We start from the raw sequence: 23,010 nt of genomic DNA, 5'->3' as shown, positions 1-23,010 counted from the left end.
TCGAATTTATGGTGCCTGCAGTTATCGCTCAGGTCCCGGGCGCGTCTGCCGGGTCACGGGGTCGATGTAACCGGTGGGAATCTGGTAGGACCGATCGTCGAACAGGTCGATGCCACACATGAGGTTCTCGATCCAGGTGAAGAAATCACTGATCGCCTGCTTGCCCATGATGGGTGCGCCATGCTGCGGCACCAGCATGGAAATATCCAGTTGCCGCACCATGCGGACCCACAGCCGCAAGATCTTGTTGGAGACCATATAGCGGCGGTGAAACCCCTCCATGCGCGGGATGTGGGCCTTGAGCTCGGTCACCGGCACGCGCGCCTCGGCGCCCGACATCATGGACACGCCCAGGTCGCCGGTGAAGAGGATGCGGCTCACCGGGTCATAGAAGTGGAAGTTGCCCTCGGAATGCATGAAATGCGCGGGCAGCAGCACCAGTTCATGGCGGCCCAGAGGCAGGTGACCGCCACTGTCGGGCACGCCGATGACGCGGTTCTCCGTCTTGCCCACCTTCGTGAAATGGGGGGCAAAACGTTCCCAGACGCGCGAGATCACCAGGTCGGCCTTGGTGCTCGTCATCCAGCGGTCCAGCGAGGCAATGATGTCTGGATCGGCGTGTGAGGCGATGAGGTACGAAAGCTTGTGTGGTGGGAAATGTTTGGTCATTCCCATGAACAGCTCGTTGAAAGCCAGGTTGCCACCGGGGTCGATGATGGCGCCGGTATCGTCGTCCACGATCAAGAACTGATTGGCCTGAACGGCCTGGCCGTCTTCCTCGATGAGGTCGGTGAACATCAGGCAAGCGTGGTTCTTGTCGCGGTAGAGTTCGAGGGCCATGGCCATCCTGCGGTGCAATAAAGCACGAACTGTACGATTGACCCTGCGAGGCCTCCTTGATAGAAATCAAGTGCCTTGGGTATTGGCCGCCGGAGCGGGCGCCCCGGTCCGTCTGCCGCGTTTTAGCGCGGCGCAGAGGCTGCGTTTGCGGGGGCCTCGGCGGGGGCGGAGGTTCCGACGTTGGGGGTCAGCGTCTGGGGCAGCGTGGCACGCTGCGCGGCCGCCGGGCCACTGGGCAAATGCAGAGGGCCCCGTTGACCGCAACCTGCAAGGGCTGCCGCACTGGCAGCAAGGACAAGCGTCCTGACTAGAATTTGGGAAGCTTTCAACATGCGCAAATTGTAATGACCGACCTCGAATTCATGGACCACGCTGAAAAACTGCTCCTCGCCGTCGAGCGCAGCTGTGATCGCATCAACGATGCGACGGATGCCGATGTGGACGCCCAGCGTTCCGGGGGCATGGTGACACTGACCTTTCCCAACCGTTCCCAGATCGTTATCAATCTGCAAAAGCCGCTGCACGAGGTCTGGATGGCAGCCCGGTCCGGTGGATACCACTACCGTTTTGACGGCCAGGCCTGGCAGGACACCAAAGGTGCCGGCGAGTTCTTTGACTGCCTGAGCCGCGACGCAGCCCGGCAAGCGGGATTGCCGCTGGAGTTTTCGGCCTGAACCTCTGCCCGGGTGGCACAAGTAGCTTAGAGCCTGTTTACGATCTCGCCCGATTTCGCTCCAACCCTTCGGGCAGAGGTCTTGGTGGGCGGTCTGCGGCGTTGCGGTATCCACTGTGCACCCGCGCCTAGCATCCCATCCCGCCAGGACCGCTGCGCGACCCCCGCGAGATCGTAGATAGGCTCTTGGGCCGTTTGCAGAACTCGCGGTCCCGTCAGTTGCGGAAGAGATCCAGGATACGGTTTCGCTCTTCCGTCGGGGGTGGTGCGTGCGGCGCAACTGCAGGTGATGCCGAGCGGTCATCCAGGCCCACACTTGGAATACCGCTGTTGCGTGCATATTCCTCGTAAAACCATTCCCCGCCCACATTCACCACGCCAGCAGGCACCGTGGGCTCCATGACGGGTACGCCCTTGAGCGCGCGCTCCATGAAGCTGATCCACACCGGCAGACTGAGACCGCCACCTGTTTCGCGGCTTCCCAGATTGCGTGGGGTGTCATAGCCAATCCAGGTCACCGCAGCGATCGTGGGCTGATAGCCAGCAAACCATGCGTCCACAGAGTCGTTGGTGGTCCCCGTCTTTCCGTAGAGATCTGGCCGTTTCAGCGTGGCTTGAGCCCGCGCGGCGGTGCCCGACCGGGTCACCTCCTGCAAAAGGCTGTTCATGACGAAGGCATTGCGGGCATCAATTGCACGCGGTTGCTCGGAGGTGACTGGCGGAGTGGTCTCGGAGATGACGCGGCCCTTGTGGTCGGTGACCTTGGCGATCAACCAGGGGTTCACGCGATACCCGCCGTTGGCAAACACGGAGTACGCCGTGGCCATCTGGAGGGGGGTAACGGAGCCAGCACCCAGGGCCATCGTGAGGTAGGCAGGGTGCTTCTCCGCATCGAAGCCAAAGCGGGATACCCACTCCTGTGCGGTCTTGGGCCCCACGGCCTGCAAGATGCGAATCGAGATCATGTTCTTGGACTTGGCGAGACCTGTGCGCATGCTCATCGGGCCGTCATACTTTCCATCGTAGTTCTTGGGTTCCCATGGCTGGCCACCCGTCACACCTGCATCAAAGAACAGAGGGGCATCGTTGATGACCGTGGCGGGCGTGAACCCCTTCTCCAGTGCTGCGGAGTAGATGAAAGGCTTGAAGCTCGACCCGGGCTGGCGCCATGCCTGGGCGGCGTGGTTGAACTTGTTCTTGTCGAAGTCAAAGCCGCCCACCAGGGCCCGGATGGCTCCGCTGCGCGGGTCCAATGCCACCAGGGCGCCTTCCACTTCGGGGAGCTGCGTAATTTCCCAGGCGTTCTTGGGTGTCTTCACCACCCGGATCACGGCGCCGCGGCGGATCTTGATATTGGGTGGCGCCTTGTCACTCAGGCCAGATTGCGCGGGTTTCAGGCCGTCGCCGGTGATTTCGAGCGTATCGCCGCTGGCGCGGGCTGCCACGATCTTGCGGGGCGAGGCCTCCAGGACGACGGCGGAGAGGACATCGCCGTTGTCCGGGTGATTGGCCAGCGCGTCATCAATGGCGTCTTCGACTTCCTGGGCGGCAGTCGGCAAAACCACAAACTTCTCTGGGCCGCGGTATTGCTGGCGGCGCTCGTAGTCCATGATGCCCCGGCGCAGCGCCCCGTACGCAGCCTCTTGCTCTGCCGCATTGAGGGTCGTGTAGACGTTGAGTCCGCGTGTGTAGGCTTCGTTGCCATACTGCGTGAAGATCAACTGGCGCGCCATCTCGGCGACATACTCTGCGTGAATTCGGGTGTTGTCCGGGCCGGAGCGGATTTTGAGTTCTTCCTTCTTGGCGCCTGTGGCCTGCTCGACGGTGATGAAACCGTTTTCTTCCATGCGCTCAATGATGTAGAGCTGCCGGGACCGCGCCCGTTTCGGGTTGCTGATAGGGTTGTATGCGGAGGGTGCTTTGGGAAGGCCCGCCAGCATGGCCGCTTCAGCCACCGACACAGATTTCAGGGGTTTGCCAAAATACGCTTCTGACGCAGCCGCAAAGCCATATGCACGGTTGCCCAAGTAAATCTGATTCATGTAAATCTCAAGAATCTGATCTTTGGTCAGTAAATGCTCCAGCTTGAATGTCAGTAAGATTTCGTAAATTTTGCGTGTAAATGTTTTCTCTGAGGAGAGGTAAACATTGCGCGCCACCTGCATTGTGATAGTGGAGGCGCCCTGGCTCTTCACACGGCCGAGGTTGGCCAAACCCGCGCGAATAACCCCTTTGTAGTCAACTCCACCGTGCTGAAAGAAGCGGGCATCCTCAATGGCCAATACCGCGTCTTTCATGACTTGGGGAATTTCTCCGATGGGGGTGAGATTGCGACGCTCCTCGCCGAATTCGCCCAGCAGAGCGCCTTCGGCAGAGTAGACGCGCAACGGCAGCTTGGGCCGGTAGTCCGCGAGATCAGAGACATCTGGCAGGTTCGGATAAGCCACGGCCAATGCCACAGCGATGGTCAATGCGACCCCTAACGCGGCTGCGGTTGCAAGTCCTGCCATCCAGAGGGCGGCGCGTACAAGCCAGCGGAGCCACGTGGCGCGCGCAGGAGCGGAGGAGGAGTCCGGCTTGTCAGAGGACTTTGATGAAGAGGGCGGCATATCGCTCCGAAGGGGTAAGAGCGCCCATTATAAAAATGTCCGCTCCCCGGCTCTAAAAATCGCAATGCGCCGTCCGTGCCTGGGCGCCAAAAGGCGCCCCACCGTCGCCGAACGGTGTTGCAAGCCATCCAAAAATCGTCTGCTTTTGGCAACGCTCCGCAAGTGTTACGCGGGGAAAAATCTTTGCTGGAGAACTATCTTACTGATAGCATTCATGTGAAGTGTTAAGTTTTGTTGCCTCATTTTGGCAAGTTACAGGGGACCAATCTTGAGCTCAATGGGGTCTTTGTTCAGTCGCCAGTCTCCGCCACTGCTGGGAATCGACATCAGCTCCTCCAGTGTCAAACTGGTGGAACTCGGGCGCGATAAAGCGGGCGGCTTGGTTCTCGAGCGCTGCGCGATCGAACCGCTGGAGCGTGGCTGGATTACAGATGGCAACATCGAAAAATTCGACGAAGTGGCGGATGCATTGCGTCGCCTGGTCAAGAAAAGTGGCACGCGGACCAAGAACGTTGCCTTGGCGTTGCCACCCTCGGCGGTCATCACCAAGAAGATCACGTTGCCAGGCGGCATGACCGAGCAAGAACTCGAAGTTCAGGTCGAATCGGAGGCCAATCAGTACATTCCTTTTTCGCTTGACGAAGTGAGTCTGGATTTCTGCGTGATCGGGCCCAGCAAAAATGCGCCAGGCGATGTAGACGTTCTCATTGCCGCGTCACGGCGTGAAAAAGTCCAGGACCGCCAAGGGTTGGCGGAAGCAGCTGGCCTTAAGCCTGTGGTGGTTGACATTGAATCCCACGCTTCTCGATTGGCCGCAGGGCGCTTGATAGAGGCGTTGCCCAAGAAAGGCGTAGACGCAATGGTCGCGCTTTTTGAGGTGGGAGCACTCACTACCAGCATGCAGGTCATTCGCAACGAAGAAGTGATGTACGACCGTGACCAAGCCTTTGGTGGAGCCCAGCTGACCCAGTTGATCGTCCGTCAATACGGTTTCTCGGTGGAAGAAGCTGAAAGTAAAAAGCGAAATGGCGATCTTCCAGAAGACTATCAATCTGCCGTGCTTCGGCCGTTTGTCGACAGCATGGCCCAGGAGATTGGTCGTGCTCTGCAGTTCTTCTTCACTAGTACGCCCCATAACCGTGTGGATCACATCATGCTCGCTGGCGGTTCGGCGCCACTGCCTGGTTTGACGGAAGCTGTTACCCAGCAAACGGGCTTTGCTTGCAGTGCAGTCAATCCGTTTGATGGGATGGAAATTGGAAGTTCCGTTCGTTTGAAAAAAATGGTGCGTGAAGCGCCATCCTATTTGACCTCGTGCGGTCTGGCCATGCGGAGGTTCCTGCAGTGATTTTGATCAATTTACTTCCTCACCGGGAAGCTGCGCGCAAGCGTCGAAAGGAAGCCTTTCAGGCGACGATGTTCGCTTCCTTTCTGATTGGCCTCGCCATCGCTGGCGCGGTCTATTGGTGGTTCCAGATGATGATCACCGCTCAGCAAGAGCGCAATACATTCCTTCAAAGCGAAATTAAAGTCCTTGAAGAACAAATCAAGGAAATTGCAACCATTGAAGACGAGATTGCTGCTTTGCGGGCTAGGCAGAAAGCTGTAGAAGATCTTCAGTCTGATCGCAACCTCCCTGTTCACTTGCTCAATGAGCTTGTACGCCAGATACCGGAGGGAGCGTACGTGACGAGTATTAAGCAAACTGAGCAGGTTATCGCCATGCAAGGTGTTGCTCAGTCTAACGAGCGTGTTTCAGAAATGCTCCGGAATTTGACTGATAACACTCCTTGGTTGTCTAAGCCGGAATTGGTGGAAATTGTGGCGAGTAATATTGCACTGACGTCTAGGGATCAGCGTCGAGTGTCTACGTTCAATTTGCGGTTTCGCCTGATGCGAACTGGTGAAGCGCAAAAGATCAAAGATTCCGCCAGTGCGGCGATTGGAAAATAACATGGCAAAAAAATCAAAGAAAGATATTGATTTCGTTGCCTTGCAGGAAAATATCTCCAGGCAATTTCGAAATTTAGATCCTAAAGATCCTTCTTTGTGGCCTATAGCTCCGAAGATTTTACTATGCATTTTTATTGCCGTTATTGTGGCGGCAGCTCTTTGGTTTGCCAAGATCAGTGAATATGAAGTTGAACTTGCCACAGAAGTTGCAAAAGAACAGACTCTTCGCCAAGACTATCAGGCTAAATTGACCAAGGCAGTGAGCTTGGAAGCCTTAAAACGCCAGAGAGAACAGGTTCAGCAATACGTCATTCAACTCGAAAAGCAGCTGCCTAGTAAGGCTGAGATGGCGGCCCTTCTATCGGATATAAATCAGGCAGGTCTCGGGCGTAGTTTGCAGTTCGATCTATTCCGACCTGGGCAAGTGGTGGTTAAAGAGTACTATGCCGAATTACCTATTGAGGTTCGTGTGACTGGTAAGTACCACGATATGGGCTCGTTTGCTTCGGATATCGCACATCTCTCGAGAATTGTTACTCTTAATAATATATCTATAGCACCAATTGGTAAAGATAAAGATGGTGGAACGTTAACGATGGATGCAACGGCTCGGACATTTAGATATCTCGATCCTGAGGAGATCCAAGCTCAGAAACAGGCTGCAGGAGTTGTGAAAAAATGATATCAAATAGACTGATTTCATTAATTCTCTTAACTACTGCATTGCTCGGCTGTGGTTCATCCGGCGATGATGAGTTGAGGCAATGGATGACAGATTTGCGCGCAACTACAAAACCTCATGTGACGCCGCTGACTGAGCCAAAGCAGTTTTTGCCGCGGATGTACGCGATGGATTCGGGTGTTGAGCCTTTTAATCCGATCAAGCTAACTCAGGCTTTGAGAAAAGAATCTACTCAATCGGCTTCGAATGCTGCGTTAATTGCACCGGAAATGGCCAGGAGAAAAGAGCCTCTGGAGGCCTATCCGCTAGATTTAATGGCGATGGTGGGCAGTTTGGATAAAAGAGGAATGCCGACGGCTTTGTTGAAGGTAGATAAATTACTTTATCAAGTGCGAGTTGGTAATTATGTCGGACAGAATTACGGAAAAATAACCAAAATTACCGAAAATTCAATTCAATTGCGTGAAATTGTGCAAGATGCTACCGGTGATTGGATTGAGCGTACGGCTTCGCTGGATCTGCAAGAGGGCAAAAAATGAAATACTCGAAAGTTTATACAACCAAGATTTGCAGAATTGCAGCGGGGATTTCATTTGCGATCTTAGTTCCCCTTGATGCATTTGCTCAAGCTGTGATTCAATCAGTAATGGGGAGCGTGCAAAATGGCGTAGATGTTGTCCGCATTGATTTTTCTGAGCCTCTTCAGGCGGTTCCTACGGGCTTCTCTATCCAATCCCCGCCTCGCATCGCTTTGGACTTCCCTGGCGCATCTAATGCATCTGGGAAAACTGCTTTTGATGTGAATCAAGGTAATGTTAAATCAGTGAATGTAGTTCAAGCGGGTGATCGCTCCCGCGTCGTGCTTAATCTTAAGCAGTCGACTTCCTACCAAGCTGACATTCAGGGGAGATCATTGTTGATTTCGTTGGGCGCGGCATCCTCAACTTCTGTGGTGCAGCCTGCGTCGGCACCAGTGTTTGCTGATCCTACAAATTCTGATGTGCAGACCTTGAGAGATGTGGACTTCAGGCGGGGTGCTGACGGCTCTGGTCGGGTGGTTGTGATACTTCCCTCGAGCCAAATCGGGGTTGATATTCGCCAACAGGGTAAAGGCTTGGTGGTGGATTTTCTAAAATCTGCACTGCCAGAAGGATTGCGCCGTCGTTTAGATGTGGGGGATTTTGGTACTCCCGTACAAGCTATTACAACTGTGCAGCAGGGTGAGCGAGTGCGGATGACCATCGATCCTATTGGCGAGTGGGAGCATAGTGCTTATCAAAGTGATAGCCAATTCGTGATTGAAATTCGTCAAAAGAAGATCGATCTTAACAAACTCACGCAAGGTCCTGGATACAGCGGTGAGAAATTGTCCCTTAATTTCCAAAATATTGAAGTTCGCTCACTTTTGCAGGTCATTGCTGATTTTACAAATTTTAATATTGTGACTTCTGACACGGTAACGGGCTCACTGACTTTGCGTCTGAAGGATGTACCCTGGGATCAAGCGTTGCAAATAATAATGGAGGCTAAGGGCTTGGGTATGAGGAAATCGGGAACGGTCTTGTGGATCGCTCCAAAGGATGAGATTGATGACCGTACCAAGAAAGACTATGAAGCCGCCCTGGCGATTCAGAAATTGGAACCATTGCGAACGCAAGCATTTCAGATGAACTATGCAAAAGCGGTGGACATGGTTGCACAATTGACGGCTTCAAGCGGCGGATCGGTAGGGGGAACAACAAATAGATTTCTATCCGAGAGAGGAAGTGCGATTGCGGAGCCTAGAACCAATCAGCTTTTTGTGACAGACACTCCAAGTAAATTAGAAGAGGTCCGCCAGTTGCTTTCTACGTTGGATGTAGCAGTTCGGCAAGTGATGATTGAGGCAAGAATTGTTGAAGCCTCTGATACGTTTGGGCGATCGTTAGGCGTTCGACTCGGTGGAACGGACTTGCGCGCCAACCGTGGGGGTGTTGGTGGATACAATATTGGTGGTGGTAATAGTGTGGCATTTGGTACCAGCTATAGCAATGCCGTAGCTTCATCTGGTGCCGGAGGAGCTGCTAATACCTTGGGGAATTTTGTTAACCTTCCTGCACAGGCACAAGGTGGATTTGATCCTGCGAGTTTTGCAATTTCGATTTTTAACTCGGCGGCCAACAGATTTTTGAACCTCGAAATATCTGCCATGGAGGCAGACGGTAAAGGGAAAATTGTGTCTAGTCCCAGAGTTGTGACTGCTGATCAGACTAAGGCATCTATAGAGCAAGGGACTGAATTCCCTTATCCCGTGACGGCACCGAATGGCGGGACGGTTATTGCCTTTAAAAAGGCAGTTCTGAAGCTGGAGGTTTTGCCTCAGATAACACCAGAAGGCAATATAATTTTGGATCTTGATGTGAATAAAGATAGCCCAGGCGAAATTCTTCAAAATGTTCGGGCTATTAATACAAAGCACATCAAAACTCAGGTGTTGGTTGAAAATGGCGGCACGGTTGTGATCGGTGGGATTTTTGAATTGTTTGAGGATGATGCGGAGGCAAAAGTACCATTTTTGGGTGATATTCCTGGAGTTGGTAATTTGTTCAAAACAAAGACCAAGCAAGCCAATAAGCAGGAAATGCTGATTTTTATTACTCCCAAGGTTCTCACTGAACGTGCGACAGTTCGCTAATTTTATATATTGAATGGATGCGCGATGTTGAAAAAGATCAAATTTTTAACTCTTGTGTTTGCAGCTACTTTGACTGCATGCGGCGGCGGTGGTGGTAGCTCGGGCGAGACGCAGGAAAATTACAGTATCACGCTTCGGGCTGAAAAGAGTCAGTTGCCGTTGAATATTGCTGGCGCTCAGCCGGGCATTGGAGCATATCGACCATACACAACTTCTCTGTATGTGGAGGCTCGCAAAGGAAATTCGCCGATATCGGGTGGAAATGATATATTCGGTTGTAATATTGCTGGGGGCCTTGATTCGGGGTCGCTATATTATTTGGATGGGGATGAAGCGCATGAAACGGAAGTTGATGATGGAAATGGTGGCAAGATAAAGATTCCCAATGCTTATCGAAATATCACGCTAGGTGCCAATGCCGGTGGAAACTCTTTTCATTTCCATGCTGGAGATCAGGCAGGAACTGCGCGTATTACATGCTCTGTCACTGACCCGCGCGACAATCAGCAAAAATCTGCCAGTGTGGTGATTTCGGTCGGCGGCACGACTGGTAAGCCTGCTAGTGTCCGTATGGAGGCTCAAATACCAGGTTACTTGGGTACCAAGAACAATGCTAATGGCCTTCTTAATCAGATGGGGATTCAAGCATTTGTAATGGATGACACAAATCAACCTACTGCCAGTGGTTCAGGTGCGAATATGCAGGTCCGAATTCTTTCGGGCACTGATGCAGCTCAGGGCGCGCGGTTGGTAGCTGGTGCCCAAAGTGGTAGCGTGTTGCAATTACCTTCAGTTGGCGGTGTAGCAACCTTTTCACTGCTCAGCGGTACACAGACTGGGCCAATTTTCTTGGAGCTGACGTCCGATCGGTTCGATAATAATGTGAGTAACGGTATCATCGATCCAATCACAACTATTCAACCTATTTCAGTATTGGAGGCTCTGACAATTGCACCTACGCTTGCTGATGTCGACTTGGGCACCGTAACCAAAGGAATTCCGTTTACCGCTTTGTTGACGGTCAGTGGCGGGTTGCCACCCTACGTCTGGTCGGCTACAGGACTGCCTGCGGGTTTGGCGGTAGATGCAAGCACGGGCATGCTCAGTGGCACAGCTAGCACTAGTGCGGAAGAGCGTGATTACAGAGCGACTGTAACGGTGGTGGACAAGAACAAGCGATCAGCCACTGCTACAGTCAAGCTCAAATTGGTAGCCGGGTTGCCAGAAGACTTTGCTATTGGCGATTGCAACTCAAACACAGTTTGTTCGCTGGGTTCCACTCCTGTTGGTACCAGCTTTACTTACTCTTTCGTTGCCTCAGTAAGTGATGTAACTTGGACCTTTACCAGCCTGCCTGCGTGGCTGACCAGTGGTACAAACGGTGCTGCGGGGGTTCTGAACGGGACGCCTAAGGTGGTTAACTGCGGCCAACAAAGATTTCTGGTGACGGCCACAAAAGGCGCTTCGAAGGTAACTAGGACGTTTAGCATTACGGTCGTGAGCGCTAGCTCCGTACCTCCAGGCGGAGATCCTATCGACTTCACATGCCCCTAGTGGAATAGTGTCGTGTTATGCATGGGAAGCGTATCTGACAGCGCTTTCCAGCCTGACATCTATGACTCTTAACCAACCCCCGGCTTGCCGGGGGTTTTTTGTTGTCACACTAGTGCAAATGGTACTTGCTGGGTCACTCCGGAAGGAGGCTGGTAGTGTTGTGCTGCGGGGGACTGAGAGTATGTCCGCTGTTAACTGAGGTGCCTTGCGCTATGCTGTTGGGTAACATGTCTGCACTAGACACTTCTGAAGAGGTTCTGCGTATGGAGTGTGTGGCTCTCCTCTGCATTATTTGGCTGGTACCCAATACCTTGCAGTGACTACGAGGGCTGTGGCGTGGCGGTTTCCGTTGTCAGCTGACTTGAACGTAGATGAAGCCGGAAAGATTGGTTAAACGTGGCGATGTACCGCTGCGTTTTGCTTAACGTGTAAAAAATTTATGTCCCAGATTGCTCAAGAAGTCTCTATTGATCTAGGCGAGCGTAGCTATAGCATTGCCATTGGCAGTGACCTGATGGGTAACACTGCCTCATACGAGTGCTTGCCCCGCGCCCGCACAGCGCTCATTGTGAGTAACTCCACGGTTGCTCCCCTGTATGCATCCGCTTTACGAGCAGCGCTGGCGGGCCGGTATGCGCAGATTCATGAGCTGCAGCTACCAGATGGCGAGGAGTTCAAGAACTGGGAGACCCTACAGCTCATTTTTGATGCACTGCTAAGCAATGGCTGCGATCGAAAGACGGTCATCTTTGCGCTCGGCGGTGGCGTCGTTGGCGACATGACAGGTTTTGCCGCAGCCAGCTACATGCGCGGTGTGCCCTTTGTGCAGGTGCCCACTACGCTGCTTGCACAAGTGGATTCTTCGGTGGGCGGCAAGACGGCCATTAACCACCCGTTGGGCAAGAACATGATCGGTGCGTTCTATCAGCCGCAGTTGGTGGTGTGCGATCTTGCGGTGCTCGATACGTTGCCCAAGCGTGAGTTCAGTGCTGGTCTTGCCGAGGTCATCAAGTACGGACCCATTTCGGACATGGCCTTCTTTGATTGGCTGGAGCGCAATATGGACGCCCTGATCGCGCACGACCGCGATGCCTTGGCGCACGCCGTGCGGCGCAGTTGCGAGATCAAGGCTTGGGTTGTTGGCCAGGATGAAAAGGAAACAGGCCTGCGTGCCATCCTCAATTTTGGCCATACCTTCGGGCACGCTATCGAGGCTGGCATGGGCTATGGTGTATGGCTGCATGGTGAAGGTGTAGGTGCCGGCATGGTGATGGCGGCCGAGCTGTCTCGCCGGCTCGGATTGGTGGACAACGGGTTTGTAGCGCGTCTGAATCTGCTGATTCAGCGCGCGGGGCTGCCCACGAAGGGGGCGGTTTTGGACGCTGCAGACAACGCGGGCCGTTACTTGGAGCTGATGCGTGTCGACAAAAAGTCCGAAGCCGGTGAGATTCGGTTTGTGCTGATCGATGGCCCGGGCAAGGCGATGGTGCGCTCAGCACCGGACGACTTGGTGCGCGAAGTGATCGATGCCTGTTGTGCCTAGGGCTTCACCATCGCTTGCTATAAATAGTATAGCTATTTGCGCTTTATATATAAGCGCTGGCGGCAAATTTGAATCCGATCTCTGATCTGGCGGCGTACGCCTGCCACCCTGCAGCGACCAAGGGGCGGCGCTACCCAGAAACACCTGCACCAACGCGAACCGAATACCAGCGTGATCGGGACCGGATCGTGCACTCCACGGCGTTTCGGCGGCTGGTCTACAAGACGCAAGTTTTTCTCAACCACGAGGGCGACCTGTTCCGTACGCGACTGACCCACTCGTTGGAGGTCGCCCAGTTGGGGCGATCCATTGCGCGCTCGCTGCGCATCAACGAGGACTTGGTAGAGGCCATATCGTTGGCCCACGACCTGGGGCATACGCCTTTTGGGCATGCTGGCCAGGATGCCTTGCACGGTTGCATGGCGGAGCACGGAGGTTTTGAGCACAACCTGCAGAGCTTGCGTGTAGTGGACAAGCTGGAGGAGCGGTATCCGCAGTACGACGGACTGAACTTGACCTTTGAGACGCGCGAAGGCGTGCTCAAGCACTGCTCCAGGTTGCACGCACAACAGTTGGAGAACGAAGAACCCGGTGGCGTCGGTGCGAGGTTCTTGCGCCGCGAGCAACCCAGCCTGGAGGCGCAGCTGTGCAACCTGGCCGATGAAATCGCTTACAACGCGCACGACATCGACGATGGCGTGCGCTCTGGCCTGATCACGCTGGCCCAGTTGCAGGACGTGCCCTTGTTCGACCAGTACCGCGCTGCGGCCCAGGCCGAGTATCCGGATCTTGCACAGCCGCTGCGGCAGCGGCGGCTGCTGTTCGAAGCCATACGGCGCATGCTCAGCGCGCAGGTCTATGACGTGATTGATACCACGCAGGCGGCGCTGGCCAGGCACGCGCCGCCTGATGTGCAGGCCGTGCGGCAGTCACCAGCGCTCGTGATGTTTGGCGATGCCATGCGTGCGCGCTCTCTGGAACTCAAGCAGTTCCTCTTCAAGAATCTGTACCGTCACCCCCAGGTGATGGAGACCACGGGCCGTGCGCAGGAGGTCGTGCGTGACCTATTTGCGGCGTACACGACTTCGCCACGTGAGATGAAGGCGGCGTTTGCCGAGCAGGCCTCTGTGGACTGCGGCCCGCTGCGGGCAAGGGCAGTGGCGGATTTCATCGCAGGCATGACAGACCGGTTTGCTGCGCGGGAGCATGAGCGCCTGACGGGGCGGCGGCTTTTCGACTGAGCTGCAATGGGGCGGGCAGGGCGCCCGGTAAAATTCACCCGCACTTCTTCGCGCCCCGTGCGCCTGTTTCATGACTTCCACCCCCCCCTTTGCTGTCTCGGCGGCCTCTTCGGAGCCTGCCGATTTGTTCGTTCGCAACATCGTCCATTGGCTGGAGCGAGCCGTGATCGGGCTCAACCTGTGCCCTTTTGCCAAGGGCGTTCATGTCAAGGGGCAGATCCACTATGTGGTCGCGCCGACCGAAGACTTGACGGAGGTGCTGGATCTCCTGCGCTGTGAGCTGTCAGCCCTGGTGGCGGCCTCTGCCGAAACGCGGGATACCACCTTGTTGATACTCCCTCACTGCCTCCAGGATTTTCTTGATTTCAACGATTTTCTGGGAGAGGCGGAGGCATTGCTGGAGGCAATGGACCTCGATGGGACGCTGCAGATCGCGAGTTTTCACCCCCAGTTTCAGTTTGCGGGCACCGACGCGGATGATGTGACCAACTGCACCAATCGCTCGCCTTACCCCACGTTGCACCTGCTGCGGGAGGAGAGCATTGACCGGGCCGTGGAGGTGTTCCCAGAGGCGGAAACGATCTTCGAGCGGAACATCGAGGTGCTGCAGGCGCTCGGCATGCAGGGGTGGGCCGCACTCGATGTCGGTCCTCATTCGGGCGAGCCAATGTCACTGGCTGCGAACAAGGAAGTGCGATGATGAAAAATGCCAAAGACACCCCCGTAGCCCGCACGCAGCAGCCCCATGCATCGCGCCCCAAGGCAGCTGCTGCCTCCAAAGCCGAGCCTGCGGAGCTGTCCGAGTTGCGGCCGGGTCAGTCTATAGAGCTGCTCAAAGAGTTGCACATCCTCACGCGCGATGGGCGTCTCAATCAGGATTCGCGGCGCAAGCTCAAGCAGGTGTACCACCTGTTCAATTTCATCGAACCACTGCTCACCGAGTTGTCCACCACAGAGAAGGGGCCAACGCTCGCAGACCATGGGGCGGGCAAGTCGTATCTGGGGTTCATCCTGTATGACTTGTATTTCAAGGCCCTGGGGCGTGGCCACATTTACGGGGTGGAAACGCGCGCCGAGCTGGTGGAGAAATCCCGGGTGCTGGCACAGAAGCTGGACTTTGGGCGCATGTCGTTCCTGAATGTGTCGGTGGCGGAATCCACCGGTGCGGATGAATTGCCGGCCCGGATCGATATCGTCACTGCCCTGCATGCCTGTGATACGGCGACGGACGATGCCATCGCCTTTGGTCTGCAGAAGAATGCCCGGGCCATGGTATTGGTGCCATGCTGTCAGGCCGAGATGGCCGCCTGCTTGCGCCAGGGCAAAGCCCTGCAGCTGGCGCGCACGCCCCTGGCCGAGCTGTGGCGCCATCCGCTGCACACGCGCGAACTGGGCAGCCAGGTCACCAATGTGCTGCGCTGCCTGTACCTGGAGGCGAATGGCTACCAGGTCACGGTGACGGAGCTGGTGGGGTGGGAGCACAGCATGAAGAACGAGCTGATCATCGCCCGCTACACGGGGCAGAAAAAGCGCAGCGCCTCGGAGCGGCTGCGCGCCATTCTGGAAGAGTTCGGCCTCGACAAGGTGCTGGGGGCGCGCTTTGGGCTGGGCTCGGAGGCTAGTGATACGCAGGTTGCAGTGGACGCATTGCCGCACTGACCGCCCACCACAGGCGGCTGCCTGGGCAGGGACAAATCGGGGACGGATTTATGATCGCGTTCACCCCTTGCTTCTATCGATGCCCATGGCCCGCCTGCCGCGCCTGACCCTGCCGGGTCATCTGCACCACGTTATCCAGCGCGGAAACAACCGCCAAAGTATCTTCGTAGATCGCCAAGACTTCGAGACCATGCTCTCGCTGCTGGCGGACAACGCGCAGAAATACGGGGTGGCTGTCCATGCCTATGTGCTGATGGACAACCACTTTCATCTGCTGGCCACACCCATTACTGCCGATAGCCTCCCGCAGATGATGCAGGCGGTGGGGCGGCTCTATGTGCAGTATTTCAACCGGCGCCATGCGCGCACGGGCACCTTGTGGGAGGGGCGCTATCGCTCCACGGTGCTGCAGCCAGAACGGTATCTGCTGCCCTGCATGGTCTACCTTGATTTGAACCCGGTGCGCGCGGGGCAGGTGGTGCAGGCTTCCGACTATGCGTGGTCGAGCCACGCCCATTGGCTGGGCCTGCGCCATGACCGCTTACTCACGCCCCATTCCCTGTACTGGGCGCTCGGCAATACGCCGTTCGCGCGCGAGGCGGCGTACGCCGCTTTGGTGCAGGCGGGCATCGGATCGCAAGAACAAGCTGCGTTGACCTCGTCCGCCCTGAGCGGCTGGGCGTTGGGCGATCCTGTATTTTTGCAAGAGTTGCAAAAGCACACGCCACGCCGTGTGACCAGGGGGCAGGCCGGTCGCCCTGCTATCCACAGAAAATCTTTATAAAAAAAGCTCTATCGCTTGTATTGATCGAATATTTTGCTATCAAATTTGATGTGTCCCTTATAAATTCCAGAAAAAACCCTGTTGTGATTAATTAAGAATCTGACCCTAATTAATCTGCTTGCCAAAAGATGTTGCAATGCACTAATCTTCCACTCCCTGCGAAAAATATGAGGAGTGCGCCATGACCACGGCTGCCGAGATCCAGCATCTGCAACAACACGGTTTGTATTCATCGGGTAACGAACACGACGCCTGCGGCCTCGGGTTTGTGGCCCACATCAAGGGCATCAAGCGCCACGACATCGTGACGCAGGCCTTGAAGATCCTGGAAAACATCGACCACCGTGGTGCGGTGGGTGCTGATCCGCTGATGGGTGACGGCGCCGGCATCCTGATCCAGATCCCTGACGCGCTGTACCGTGAAGAAATGGCCAAGCAAGGCGTGACCTTGCCTGCGGCCGGCGAATACGGCGTGGGCATGATCTTCCTGCCCAAGGAGCATGCCTCGCGTCTGGCCTGCGAGCAGGAGATGGAGCGCGCCATCAAGGCCGAAGGCCAGGTGCTGCTGGGCTGGCGCGATGTGCCGGTCAATGTCGACATGCCCATGTCCCCGACCGTGCGCAAGAAGGAGCCCATCCTGCGCCAGGTGTTCATCGGCCGTGGCAACGACGTGATCGTGCAGGACGCGCTGGAGCGCAAGCTGTACGTGATCCGCAAGACGGCCAGCGCCAACATCCAGGCGCTCAAGCTCAAGCACAGCAAGGAATACTACGTTCCGTCCATGTCCAGCCGCACCGTGGTCTACAAGGGCCTGCTGCTGGCCGACCAGGTGGGTGTGTACTACAAGGACCTGTCCGACGAACGTTGCGTCTCGGCCATCGGCTTGGTGCACCAACGTTTCTCCACCAACACCTTCCCTGAGTGGCCGTTGGCCCACCCGTACCGCTACGTGGCGCACAACGGTGAAATCAACACCGTCAAGGGCAACTACAACTGGATGAAGGCCCGCGAAGGCGTGATGGCCTCGCCCGTGCTGGCGGCTGACCTGCAAAAGCTCTACCCCATCAGCTTTGCCGACCAGTCGGACACCGCCACGTTCGACAACTGCCTCGAACTGCTGACCATGGCCGGCTACCCCATCAGCCAGGCCGTGATGATGATGATCCCCGAGCCCTGGGAGCAGCACACGACCATGGACGAGCGCCGCCGCGCCTTCTATGAATACCACGCCGCCATGCTGGAGCCGTGGGACGGCCCGGCCTCCATCGTGTTCACCGATGGTCGCCAGATCGGCGCCACGCTCGACCGCAACGGCCTGCGCCCCTCGCGCTACTGCATCACCGATGACGATCTGGTCATCATGGGCTCGGAGTCGGGCGTGCTGCCCATTCCTGAAAACAAGATCGTGCGCAAGTGGCGCCTGCAGCCCGGCAAGATGTTCCTGATCGATCTGGAGCAAGGCCGCATGATCGACGACGATGAGCTGAAAGCCAACGTCGTCAACACCAAGCCCTACAAGCAGTGGATCGAGAACCTGCGCATCAAGCTCGACAGCATTGATGCTGGCGCGCAAGTGGCTGTGACCCAGCCTGCCGATCTGCCGCTGCTCGACCGCCAGCAGGCCTTCGGCTACACCCAGGAAGACATCAAGTTCCTGATGGCGCCCATGGCCAAGAACGGCGAAGAAGGCATCGGCTCCATGGGCAACGACAGCCCGCTGGCCGTGCTCTCGGGCAAGAACAAGCCGCTGTACAACTACTTCAAGCAGCTGTTTGCTCAGGTGACGAACCCGCCGATCGACCCGATCCGCGAGGCCATCGTGATGTCGCTCAACAGCTTCATCGGCCCGAAGCCCAACCTGCTGGACATCAACCAGGTCAACCCACCGATGCGGCTCGAGGTGAGCCAGCCCGTGCTCGACTTTGCCGACATGGCCAAGCTGCGCGACATCGAAAAATACACGCAAGGCAAGTTCAAGAGCGCGACCATCGACATCACCTACCCCCTGGACTGGGGCCGTGAAGGCGTGGAAGCCAAGCTCGCCTCGCTGTGCGCACAGGCCGTGGACGCCATCAAGGGTGGTGCCAACATCCTGATCGTCAGCGACCGCGCCGTAAGCGCCACGCAAGTGGCGATCCCCGCACTGCTGGCGCTGTCTGCCATCCACCAGCATCTGGTGGGTGCAGGCCTGCGCACCACGGCCGGCCTGGTGGTCGAAACCGGTACCGCCCGTGAAGTGCACCACTTTGCTGTGCTGGCGGGTTACGGCGCCGAGGCCGTGCATCCCTACCTCGCCATGGAAACCCTGGCCGAGATGCACAAGGACCTGGGCGGCGACCTTTCGGCCGACAAGGCGATCTACAACTACGTCAAGGCCATTGGCAAGGGCCTGTCGAAGATCATGTCCAAGATGGGCGTGAGCACCTACATGAGCTACTGCGGCGCCCAGCTGTTCGAGGCCATCGGCCTGAACACGGAAACTGTGGGCAAGTACTTCACCGGCACCGCCAGCCGCGTGGAAGGCATCGGCGTGTTCGAAATCGCCGAAGAAGCCATCCGCATGCACAAGGCCGCCTTTGGTGATGACCCCGTGCTCGAGACCATGCTGGACGCTGGTGGCGAATACGCCTGGCGCGCCCGGGGGGAAGACCACATGTGGACGCCCGATGCGATTGCCAAGTTGCAGCACAGCACGCGCGCCAACAACTGGAACACGTACAAGGAATACGCCCAGATCATCAACGACCAGAGCAAGCGCCACATGACGCTGCGCGGCCTGTTCGAGTTCAAGATAGACCCTGCCAAGGCGATCCCGGTGGACGAGGTGGAGCCCGCCAAGGAAATCGTCAAGCGTTTTGCCACCGGCGCCATGTCGCTCGGCTCTATCTCCACCGAAGCACATGCCACACTGGCTGTGGCCATGAACCGTATTGGCGGCAAGAGCAACACCGGCGAAGGCGGCGAGGACGCAGCGCGTTATCGCAACGAACTCAAAGGCATCCCGATCAAGAAGGGCGACACCTTGAAGAGCGTGATCGGAGTCGAGAACGTCGAGGTGGACCTGCCCCTGCAGGACGGAGATTCGCTGCGCAGCCGCATCAAGCAGGTGGCCTCGGGCCGCTTCGGCGTCACGGCCGAATACCTGTCGTCGGCCGACCAGATCCAGATCAAGATGGCCCAGGGCGCCAAGCCCGGCGAAGGCGGCCAATTGCCCGGTGGCAAGGTGTCCAACTACATCGGCAAGCTGCGCCACAGCGTGCCGGGTGTGGGCCTGATTTCGCCACCACCGCACCATGACATCTATTCGATCGAAGATCTGGCCCAGCTGATCCACGATCTGAAGAACGTTGCGCCGCATGCTGGCATCAGTGTCAAGCTGGTGTCTGAAGTGGGCGTGGGCACCATCGCGGCAGGCGTGGCCAAGTGCAAGAGCGACCACGTGGTGATCGCCGGGCACGACGGCGGCACGGGCGCATCGCCCTGGTCGTCCATCAAGCACGCAGGCGGCCCCTGGGAAATTGGCCTGGCCGAAACCCAGCAGACCCTGGTGCTCAACCGCCTGCGCGGCCGCATCCGCGTGCAGGCCGACGGCCAGATGAAGACGGGCCGCGACGTCGCCATCGGCGCGCTGCTGGGTGCTGACGAATTCGGCTTTGCCACGGCCCCGCTGGTGGTCGAGGGCTGCATCATGATGCGCAAGTGCCACCTCAACACCTGCCCCGTGGGCGTGGCCACACAAGACCCTGAGCTGCGCAAGAAGTTCTCCGGCAAGCCCGAGCACGTGGTGAACTACTTCTTCTTCATTGCCGAAGAAGTGCGCCAGATCATGGCCCAGTTGGGTATCAAGAAGTTCGACGACCTCATCGGCCGCACCGACCTGCTCGACACCCGCCAGGGCCTGGAGCACTGGAAGGCACGTGGCCTGGATTTTGGCCGCCTGTTCGCGCAGCCCAATGTGCCTGCCGATGTGCCCCGTTTCCATGTGGATGTGCAGGACCACAACATCGAGCACACGCTGGACCGCAAGCTCATCGAGCGCAGCAAGCCTGCCATCGAAAAGGGCGAGCGCGTGCAGTTCATCGAGGTGGCCCGCAACGTGAACCGTTCTGTGGGCGCGATGCTCTCCGGCGCGGTGACCCGCGTGCATCCTGAAGGCCTGCCGGATGACACCATCCGCATCCAGCTGGAAGGGACGGGCGGACAGTCGTTCGGTGCGTTCCTCACGCGTGGCATCACGCTGTACCTGATTGGCGATGCCAACGACTACACGGGCAAGGGCCTGTCGGGTGGCCGCGTGGTCGTGCGCCCCAGCATCGACTTCAGGGGCGATGCGGTGCGCAACACCATCGTGGGCAATACCGTGATGTACGGTGCCACCACGGGTGAGGCCTTCTTCAGCGGCGTGGCCGGTGAGCGCTTTGCGGTGCGCCTGTCGGGTGCTACGGCGGTGGTGGAAGGCACGGGCGACCATGGTTGCGAGTACATGACGGGAGGTACCGTGGTGGTGCTGGGCAAGACGGGCCGCAACTTTGCTGCAGGCATGAGTGGTGGCGTGGCTTACGTGTATGACGAAGATGGCCAGTTCGACACCCGCTGCAACATGTCCATGGTGACGCTGGAGCGCATCCTGCCCGCCACGGAGCAAGAGGCCACGGTGCCACGCTCGATCTGGCACAGCGGCCAGACCGACGAAGCCCAGCTCAGGAAGCTGCTGGAAGATCACAACCGCTGGACGGGCAGCAAGCGTGCACGCGAACTGCTGGACAACTGGGCGGCATCACGCAGCAAGTTCGTCAAGGTCTTCCCGACAGAGTACAAGCGTGCGTTGTCTGAAATTTATGAACGAAAAGTGCTGGAAGAGTCCGCTACGCCAGCGGTAGCTGCTACCAAAAAAGAAGCGGTGCCTGCCAAATAAGGCCGCGCCGCAGACCTCCGCACAGCATTCATAGACAAGGACATCGTCATGGGAAAAACTACCGGCTTCATGGAATACGAGCGCATCGAAGAGGGCTACAAGCCCGTGCCCGAGCGCCTCAAACACTACAAGGAATTCGTCATCGGCCTCGATGAGACCCAGGCCAAGGTGCAAGGCGCGCGCTGCATGGACTGCGGCACGCCGTTCTGCAACAACGGCTGCCCGGTGAACAACGTCATTCCAGATTTCAATGATCTGGTGTACCACGCCGACTGGAAAAGCGCGATCGAGGTGCTGCACAGCACCAACAACTTCCCGGAGTTCACGGGCCGCATCTGCCCCGCCCCCTGCGAGGCAGCCTGTGTGCTCAACGTGAACGACGACGCCGTGGGCATCAAGTCGATCGAGCACGCGATCATCGACCGCGCCTGGGACGAGGGGTGGGTGCAACCCCGCGTGGCCAAGCACAAAACCGGCAAGAAGGTCGCTGTGGTGGGCTCTGGCCCTGCAGGCATGGCGGCGGCCCAGCAACTGGCACGGGCGGGTCACAGCGTCACGCTGTTTGAGAAGAACGACCGCGTGGGTGGGCTGCTGCGCTACGGCATTCCTGACTTCAAGATGGAAAAGTCGCACATCGACCGCCGCGTCAAGCAGATGGAGGCCGAAGGCGTGGTCTTCCGTACGGGTGTGTTTGTGGGCGCCGCCAAAGACGGTCTGGGCAAGGATTCCAAGGTCACCAACTGGGCCAAGGAAACCGTCACGCCCGAGCAACTGCATAAGGAATTCGATGCCGTGCTGCTGACCGGCGGTGCCGAGCAGTCGCGCGATTTGCCGGTGCCCGGCCGCGACCTGGATGGCATTCACTTTGCCATGGAGTTCCTGCCCCAGCAGAATAAGGTCAATGCCGGCGACAAGCTCAAGGGCCAGTTGCGCGCTGAGGGCAAGCACGTCATCGTGATCGGCGGGGGCGACACCGGCAGCGACTGCGTGGGCACCAGCAATCGCCACGGCGCTGCGAGCGTTACACAGTTCGAACTGATGCCTCAGCCGCCCGAAGAGGAAAACCGCCCGTTGACCTGGCCCTACTGGCCCATCAAGCTGCGCACCAGCTCCAGCCATGAAGAGGGTTGTGAACGCGAATTCGCCATCTCCACCAAGGAATTCATCGGTGAAAAAGGCAAGGTCACCGGCCTCAAGACTGTGCGCGTGGAGTTCAAGGACGGCAAGATGGTCGAGGTGGCCGGGTCCGAGAAGATCCTGAAGGCGGACCTCGTATTGTTGGCCATGGGCTTCGTGAGCCCGGTGGCTGCCGTGCTGGAAGCTTTTGGCGTGGACAAGGACGCCCGTGGCAATGCGCGCGCCACCACGGATTTTGATGGTGGCTATGCCACCAATGTGCCCAAGGTGTTCGCTGCAGGTGACATCCGGCGGGGTCAGTCGCTGGTCGTCTGGGCGATCCGCGAGGGTCGCCAGGCTGCACGTTCGGTCGATGAGTTCCTCATGGGCTATTCGGACTTGCCGCGCTGATCGCGGGGTCTGATCTTTTGGGCAAAACGGCGCTGCGGCGCCGTTTTTTCATGAGGTTGTGATCAAGACGCGCGCAGTCGCAGGGTCGGCCCCCCGTGGCAGGGGGGCCAAAGAGGGCGCCGAACGGTATTGCCGGCTGGTGATGTGGCAGGCCCGCCAGTCCAGGCCGATGGCCTCGCTTTCACGCCCGCATGTCTTTATTGGCACAATCGAGGGTTCTGTCAATCCGGGGTTGCCTGGCGCCTTAAAGGCCATTCAGCCTGCGATACAGATGCTTCAAAATGCAAACATACATGTATGTATGTTTGCTTCTTCAGCTACCATCGCGGCTTCTTTTGGCCGGACGAACCACTGCA

General features: G+C 57.4%; 17 protein-coding genes. 14 read left to right on the top strand and 3 right to left on the bottom strand.

The features are described from left to right. Positions 1-21: 21 nt before the first annotated feature. Complete coding sequence (locus tag ARADN35_RS0111300) at positions 22-840, bottom strand: oxygen-binding di-iron domain-containing protein (protein ID WP_029413909.1); 819 nt, start codon at positions 838-840, stop codon at positions 22-24. A gap of 122 nt (positions 841-962) precedes the next feature. After that, a complete protein-coding gene (gene lptM, locus ARADN35_RS27310) occupies positions 963-1,172 on the bottom strand; it encodes an LPS translocon maturation chaperone LptM (protein WP_081474608.1) in 210 nt (69 codons plus the stop codon). 12 nt (positions 1,173-1,184) lie between these two features. On the opposite strand from lptM, the gene cyaY reads away from it, so the two are divergent. Further along, the gene (gene cyaY / locus ARADN35_RS0111295) at positions 1,185-1,514 is read left to right on the top strand and encodes an iron donor protein CyaY (protein WP_010462142.1); all 330 of its coding nucleotides are present in this window, start codon (positions 1,185-1,187) and stop codon (positions 1,512-1,514) included. Positions 1,515-1,728: 214 nt separating this feature from the next. Here the strand turns inward: cyaY and ARADN35_RS0111290 are convergent, their stop codons facing one another. Then, positions 1,729-4,122 (bottom strand): penicillin-binding protein 1A, encoded by a 2,394-nt coding sequence (locus tag ARADN35_RS0111290; protein ID WP_029413908.1) that lies wholly within the window; start codon positions 4,120-4,122, stop codon positions 1,729-1,731. A gap of 268 nt (positions 4,123-4,390) precedes the next feature. On the opposite strand from ARADN35_RS0111290, the gene ARADN35_RS0111285 reads away from it, so the two are divergent. The 13 genes from ARADN35_RS0111285 (at position 4,391) to ARADN35_RS0111240 (ending at position 22,654) form a co-directional block, all read left to right on the top strand. Beyond that, on the top strand, positions 4,391-5,470 hold the full coding sequence (locus ARADN35_RS0111285; RefSeq protein WP_010462139.1) for a pilus assembly protein PilM: 1,080 nt from the start codon (positions 4,391-4,393) through the stop codon (positions 5,468-5,470). Next, positions 5,467-6,075, top strand: coding sequence for a PilN domain-containing protein (locus tag ARADN35_RS0111280; protein ID WP_029413907.1), 609 nt, complete (start codon positions 5,467-5,469; stop codon positions 6,073-6,075). The genes ARADN35_RS0111285 and ARADN35_RS0111280 overlap by 4 nt, the downstream gene beginning before the upstream one ends. Position 6,076: 1 nt before the next feature. Further along, the gene (locus tag ARADN35_RS26960) at positions 6,077-6,757 is read left to right on the top strand and encodes a type IV pilus inner membrane component PilO (protein WP_010462135.1); all 681 of its coding nucleotides are present in this window, start codon (positions 6,077-6,079) and stop codon (positions 6,755-6,757) included. Beyond that, on the top strand, positions 6,754-7,296 hold the full coding sequence (locus tag ARADN35_RS26955) for a pilus assembly protein PilP (RefSeq protein WP_050812499.1): 543 nt from the start codon (positions 6,754-6,756) through the stop codon (positions 7,294-7,296). The genes ARADN35_RS26960 and ARADN35_RS26955 overlap by 4 nt, the downstream gene beginning before the upstream one ends. Continuing rightward, positions 7,293-9,431: a type IV pilus secretin PilQ gene (locus tag ARADN35_RS26225; RefSeq protein WP_010462131.1), complete on the top strand. Its 2,139-nt coding sequence runs from the start codon at positions 7,293-7,295 to the stop codon at positions 9,429-9,431. The genes ARADN35_RS26955 and ARADN35_RS26225 overlap by 4 nt, the downstream gene beginning before the upstream one ends. 24 nt (positions 9,432-9,455) lie before the next feature. Further along, positions 9,456-10,985, top strand: coding sequence for an Ig domain-containing protein (locus ARADN35_RS26220; RefSeq protein ID WP_050812498.1), 1,530 nt, complete (start codon positions 9,456-9,458; stop codon positions 10,983-10,985). Positions 10,986-11,424: 439 nt separating this feature from the next. Then, positions 11,425-12,528, top strand: coding sequence for a 3-dehydroquinate synthase (gene aroB, locus ARADN35_RS0111270; RefSeq protein ID WP_029413906.1), 1,104 nt, complete (start codon positions 11,425-11,427; stop codon positions 12,526-12,528). A gap of 68 nt (positions 12,529-12,596) precedes the next feature. Further along, on the top strand, positions 12,597-13,769 hold the full coding sequence (locus ARADN35_RS0111265; protein ID WP_029413905.1) for a deoxyguanosinetriphosphate triphosphohydrolase: 1,173 nt from the start codon (positions 12,597-12,599) through the stop codon (positions 13,767-13,769). A 70-nt stretch (positions 13,770-13,839) separates the two neighbouring features. After that, entirely contained in the window at positions 13,840-14,469 is a 630-nt protein-coding gene (locus tag ARADN35_RS26215; RefSeq protein ID WP_035197053.1) for a DUF1415 domain-containing protein, read from the top strand. After that, complete coding sequence (locus tag ARADN35_RS0111255; RefSeq protein WP_010462121.1) at positions 14,469-15,428, top strand: class I SAM-dependent methyltransferase; 960 nt, start codon at positions 14,469-14,471, stop codon at positions 15,426-15,428. The genes ARADN35_RS26215 and ARADN35_RS0111255 overlap by 1 nt, the downstream gene beginning before the upstream one ends. 85 nt (positions 15,429-15,513) lie before the next feature. After that, entirely contained in the window at positions 15,514-16,212 is a 699-nt protein-coding gene (locus ARADN35_RS0111250) for a transposase (protein ID WP_029413902.1), read from the top strand. 181 nt (positions 16,213-16,393) lie between these two features. Next, on the top strand, positions 16,394-21,127 hold the full coding sequence (locus ARADN35_RS0111245; RefSeq protein ID WP_010462117.1) for a glutamate synthase-related protein: 4,734 nt from the start codon (positions 16,394-16,396) through the stop codon (positions 21,125-21,127). 48 nt (positions 21,128-21,175) lie between these two features. Then, positions 21,176-22,654 carry a glutamate synthase subunit beta gene (locus tag ARADN35_RS0111240; protein WP_010462115.1) on the top strand — a complete coding sequence of 493 codons (1,479 nt, stop codon included), beginning with the start codon at positions 21,176-21,178 and terminating at the stop codon, positions 22,652-22,654. The last annotated feature ends 356 nt before the right edge of the window (positions 22,655-23,010 follow it).

Source organism: Acidovorax radicis N35, assembly GCF_000204195.1.
GTDB classification, from domain to species: domain Bacteria; phylum Pseudomonadota; class Gammaproteobacteria; order Burkholderiales; family Burkholderiaceae_C; genus Acidovorax; species Acidovorax radicis.
The sequence above is the reverse complement of the archived record's forward strand: the minus strand, read 5'-3'. Positions and strand labels throughout refer to the sequence as shown.